The sequence below is a fragment of the Streptococcus mitis SK597 genome (genome assembly GCF_000148545.1).
GTDB lineage: Bacteria > Bacillota > Bacilli > Lactobacillales > Streptococcaceae > Streptococcus > Streptococcus mitis_C.
The window spans coordinates 1-4909 of the sequence record NZ_AEDV01000049.1; the positions used below are offsets into that span (position 1 = coordinate 1).

At 34.0% G+C, this 4909-nt stretch carries 6 protein-coding genes and 3 pseudogenes; 1 reads left to right on the forward strand and 8 read right to left on the reverse strand.

Annotated features, from left to right (window positions below):
* Nucleotides 1-385 precede the first annotated feature (385 nt).
* From pezT to SMSK597_RS12870, 8 genes and pseudogenes are all read right to left on the reverse strand, one after another.
* A complete protein-coding gene (gene pezT, locus SMSK597_RS08345; protein ID WP_000405624.1) occupies nt 386-1156 on the reverse strand; it encodes a type II toxin-antitoxin system toxin PezT in 771 nt (256 codons plus the stop codon).
* Nucleotides 1156-1632: a type II toxin-antitoxin system antitoxin PezA gene (pezA, locus tag SMSK597_RS0102545; RefSeq protein ID WP_000579612.1), complete on the reverse strand. Its 477-nt coding sequence runs from the start codon at nt 1630-1632 to the stop codon at nt 1156-1158. Before pezA ends, pezT begins: the two co-directional genes overlap by 1 nt.
* A 67-nt stretch (nt 1633-1699) precedes the next feature.
* Complete coding sequence (locus SMSK597_RS0102550) at nt 1700-1972, reverse strand: hypothetical protein (protein WP_000495450.1); 273 nt, start codon at nt 1970-1972, stop codon at nt 1700-1702.
* Between the two features lie 37 nt (nt 1973-2009).
* Nucleotides 2010-2393 carry a DUF5945 family protein gene (locus SMSK597_RS08350; RefSeq protein WP_000159219.1) on the reverse strand — a complete coding sequence of 128 codons (384 nt, stop codon included), beginning with the start codon at nt 2391-2393 and terminating at the stop codon, nt 2010-2012.
* On the reverse strand, nt 2390-2623 hold the full coding sequence (locus SMSK597_RS08355) for a DUF5965 family protein (RefSeq protein WP_000152419.1): 234 nt from the start codon (nt 2621-2623) through the stop codon (nt 2390-2392). The genes SMSK597_RS08350 and SMSK597_RS08355 overlap by 4 nt, the downstream gene beginning before the upstream one ends.
* Before the next feature lie 50 nt (nt 2624-2673).
* A pseudogene (locus SMSK597_RS12865) lies at nt 2674-3756 on the reverse strand (thioredoxin domain-containing protein).
* Between the two features lie 9 nt (nt 3757-3765).
* Nucleotides 3766-4338, reverse strand: a complete 573-nt coding sequence (locus SMSK597_RS08370; RefSeq protein WP_000972000.1) for a hypothetical protein — start codon at nt 4336-4338, stop codon at nt 3766-3768.
* Between the two features lie 113 nt (nt 4339-4451).
* Nucleotides 4452-4610 (reverse strand): annotated as a pseudogene (locus SMSK597_RS12870) (transposase); the annotation flags it as partial.
* A gap of 44 nt (nt 4611-4654) precedes the next feature.
* Between SMSK597_RS12870 and SMSK597_RS0102555 the strand changes: the two are divergent.
* Nucleotides 4655-4909: pseudogene (locus SMSK597_RS0102555) on the forward strand (IS630 family transposase); the annotation flags it as partial.

Here is a 4909-nt window from a genome sequence, read left to right on the forward strand (position 1 = left end):
TCGAGTAAGAGACATTTCCAAAGTCTACAGTTCACTTCATCTTAAATTAATTTTTGTAGTTCGACTTTAGTTAATAATTTTATACTCAACAAAAGCAAAAAACATATAAAACTTCACTTTGAATCAGCATTTATACTATATTCCGTATTAAGAACTCCATAATTGTTTTTCTAAAATACATCTTTCAAATATCCTTAAATATAATAAAAAGAGATGGGCAAAATCTCAATTCCTGAAGAAAATGGAGTAAATCTTCCCATAAGAAAACGCATAATTTCAAGTTTTTCAACACCTGAGACTATGCGTTTTTTGGTTCTAAAAAATTTTCGCCCACCTTAAACAACTAACAAAAGTTATAAGTAGACTATATTTTTAAACTCAAGATCTAACAACCATTTCGATTAGTTAAATCTTTCAATCTTTCTTCTCCAGATTTAAGCATCTCTTTCTCCACTTGATTCCATTCTCCAAATAGTAAATCATGAAGAACGGTTGCTGCTGAAGTTTTATATTCTCCTGAATCATATACACAACTTCTATCTCGTTGGTAAATTTGAATTCTTTCAAAGATAGCTAGTTCTTCCAATTGTCGTGTATTATCAACTAGATGATTTACAATGAAATCATGATGTTCTTTTGGAGTTGCGCGTGCTTGATTTGGATTGATAGCGTACAGTTCTTCGTATCGAATAAGAGTGCTCAGATAGGACAGCTTAGGCTTTGTCGCAATCAAGGCTAATTGTACTTTATATCCTTTGTTTTTCAATAGTTGTGCTGTTTTCTTTGGAACATCAATTGTTCGTAAAGTTCCCTCAATCAAAAGATTGTATCCCAAATGACTCAATTCGGTCACTAAAGACTCTACCATTTTCCCTGCAAAATATTTGGTGTATTCAACACTGTCTTTGCCATATTCTTGCTGAAGCTCTAAATAGTGTGGATGCTGAGAACGAAAACTATCGCCATCAATGATAACAATATTTCCTTGAAATTCTTTCTGTTTAATACGATGAATTGTTGTCTTGCCGGCACCACTTTGCCCTCCAAGCAAAATCGCTATAGGTTGCTTACTGGACTTTTTTCCTCTTGTCATAGAACGAAGATTCCGTGCTAGAGCATGTTTAAATTCACTATCAGTATAAACTTGGATTTCCATTAGGCTACCATCCGTTTTTCAGATATCTCTAACATACGTTCAATTCCATCCAAATAGCCGCTATATCTCTCTATTTCATCAAAAGTTTCTACTAAATAGATATTCGTATGAATCAAGTCAGATAGATCATCACTCATTAAAATCCAAGGATTAGATTCATCATCAATGCTAATCCCCTGACTATCTTGATAACGATAGAGTCGTGATAATAGATTAGCACCTCTTTCTTTCACAATTTCAATTTTTAAAGTCAATTCATAATCTTCAACAGGATTGAGCATTTTATCTTCTCCTACAATATCGACATAAGATACATTAAACTTCTGACAAATAATGTCTATTAATTCGGTAGAGACTGAACTCGTTCCATTTTCATAACGACTTAAGCTATTTCGAGAAATTCCTATAATCCGTGCAAATTCGGGTTGTGTTAAGTCATGTGTTTTACGTAAGGATTTTATGTTCTTTCCAATCATGGCAAACTCCTTTGTTTTTATAATTCAATTATAGCATAAAAAAGCATAACGCACCAATTTTGGTGCGTTATTGACTATTTTTCCTAAATCTCTCTAAATTCTTCTCCAATTGTTCCTTATGAAGTTGATTCTTAGCTTCCTTTAATGTGTCGTCCAAAGTTTCTTCTCTGTAAGTTGATTCTGTTTTTAGTTGTTGTGATTCTTGATTTGGAGTAAAAATGATATCTAACAGTCGGTCTATTTTTTCAAGATCTTGGACAGACATATCAGATAGTCTATGAATTAGCTTCTTAAATACATCACTATTGTCGTGATTTTTCGTAAAAAATGTTGTAAACATCTATAACCTCTCAAAAAAAGCAGCCTATCAGGACTGCTTAGTGTAATTCGGAAATTGCATCATAAATGGACTGCAATTTCTTATTGTCTTTATTCTTTGTGTCAATCAAAGTATGTAGCTCTTCAATTTTCTTTTGACTACTTTGAATATCGCTATTATTATCCGCAATCAGCCTTTTAAGATGTTGCTGATAACTTGTAGTGATATCTGTCTCTTTTCCTGTTCTAACCTCTGTAATTTTGGGTTTAGAACTAGAATTTGATTCCGTCACAGGTGCTTGTTTTCGCTTTTGAAAAGCTGCTTCATAATTTACATCATTATTTCCTTGATGATTTCCAAATAAGGCCGCAATTTTATCTGGATCTTCTTGATTTTCTGATTTACTTTCTAATGGTTGATTAAAATTCCAATCTTTTGTCATTCACTCATTTCATCCTTTCTAAATTCAGAATCATCGAATTGTCTTTCTTTACCAAAGGCATGGTCAAGAGCTTCTTCAAAACTCATGTGACTAATGCTTTGACGCCTTTTGAACGTCGCAAACATCGCTGTCTCTAGTTGCTCTTTGTAAGCAGCTAGTTTTTCTGTCTCTCTTGCTACCTTGCTTTCTTGCCTAGTGACCTTTTCTTCTAAGCGTTCAATAATGGTCATATACGATCCTCCTTCATTCTAATATTAGCTAAAACATCTTGATTTTGTTATCACAATTCTAAACATTGAGAGGTTTGTCTTACTGGTTGATTCCTCAATGTCTCTTTTGCATTCTCGATCATCAATTGTAAATCTGATTTCTTTTCTCTAAGGACATCATTCCAGTCTACTTTTTCTTTCCCAGATTCATTATCAGGGAAATCCAGGAAAACAGGAAATCCTGATTGAGATAACTTATCAGAAAAATCTTTTCCAGCATCATCACAATCTACTGCCAGTGTCAATAAATCAGGATGATTATCAAAATAAGTAGTTGTATCACGAATTGTATTGATTAAAGGCAATAACTTTGAAGGTATTACTGTATCTAAAAATTCCAACTTCTGATTTTCTTCAGCTATCAGTCGTAAAGTTTGATAAGCGACAACAGACCTTTTTAATCCCTCCATAGATACCAAACGAACATCTGATAGACTTTGTTGATGTAGTTCGTAATAGCTCATCAAGTCGATGAACGATTCACAAAAGACCAGCTTATTTGGTTTACCAATGTCAAAGGATATTCCAACATGTCCATGGCTTCCTTTTAGAATCGTTTTAACCTCTCTCTAGAAAGAGCGGGATTCTTATAAATCCCTTGTAGGCTTGCTGCCTGCAGCTTGTGACGATGATCAAAGCTTTTAAAAACGATAACAGGTTCAACTGTTTCATTTGTTTTCCAACTAGCTTGTGCTATCAAACCTTGTTGAATCATCTTTTGTACGATTTCTACTGCGATTCCTCTACATTCTGTTAAGTAATATCTGGCCAGACTACAGTTAGAATCTTCTATTCTCTTTAAAGGATAATAAAATGATCTCTCTTTTTTCTTGAACAGCTTCTTTTTGAAAAGGTTCTTCAGAAAGAAAGTCTAGAGCTTCTTTAAAGGAAATTCCCTTAACAAGTCGAACAAAATCAATGACATCACCTTGAATATCTCTTGAAAACCATTTAAAAGTATTGGTAGTTGAAAAAATCCGAAATGAATCGTGTTCAGAATGCTCATAGACACTGTTCGAAACTTGTTTAAAGGAGATACCTAAACGATTGGCTACATCAAGAATTGAAATTTGCTTACATTCTTCTATTTCCATGCAACATCATCATTTTGTCGTAGTATTTGGCAGTGATGGAACAGATGAGGATTCTTCCAAAGTTTTGGGAGTGGCCTTATCCAAATCATCTAACCCAGATTTCCAAACCTGTACTTGGTTAACCAATAACTTACCTGGTAGTTTCGAATAAGACAACTTAACCGTTCTGGTTTCTGTCTGATTGGTTTTTGATTGGTTGGCATTCTTTAAATCGGATACATAGGTTACATTATAAGAGACCATGGCAATGGCTTGATTCGTAGTCTGATTAACAAAGATATCAGCTTTTTCAAAATGATAATCCAAAATATAGTCCTTATACACTTGGTTCATGGTATCATTTTGACTTGTCAATTCTTGAGAATAAGCCGATTCAGTCATATAAGGTTGAATACGTGTATTATTTTCTCCGAGCTTTTCTTTCGTATAGTACTGTGTCAAAAATTCTTTTACAGTATCCGATGACAAAATGCTGGCTTTATCTTCTGCTTGTTTATCTTCCACAAGTTTAGCTGCAGCCAATTCAATCTCTTTGCGACTTTGTTTAGCAGTTGAGTGTTGACCAGCAGTATATCCCATCATGAGAATAAAGCTAGTTGCGGCTACTGCTCCAATACTAATTAGGGCTTTAGTTTTGACTTTATACTCATCAAAAATCTATTATGGACAAATCCGTTTTCTGTGAACAATCCTCCTCAGGCTTCTGTTTCCAAATTTTGAATCACTGTTTCTAACTTCAAAATGACTTCTTCTAAAGATTTGAAGGCCTTGTTTTTGAATCCACGCTTTCGTATCTCTGCCCAAACTTGCTCAATGGGATTCATTTCTGGAGTGTAGGGAGGAATAAATGTATAGTAAAATGAACCAAAAATAGTACACAATGTGGTATAATCTTCTTATGGCATATTCAATAGATTTTCGTAAAAAAGTTCTCTCTTATTGTGAGCGAACAGGTAGTATAACAGAAGCATCACACCTTTTCCAAATCTCACATAATACCATTTATGGCTGGTTAAAGCTAAAAGAGAAGACAGGAGAGCTAAACCATCAAGTAAAAGGAACAAAACCAAGAAAAGTTGATAGAGATAGACTCAAAAACTATCTTATTGACAATCCAGACGCTTATTTGACTGAAATAGCTGCTGAATTTGGC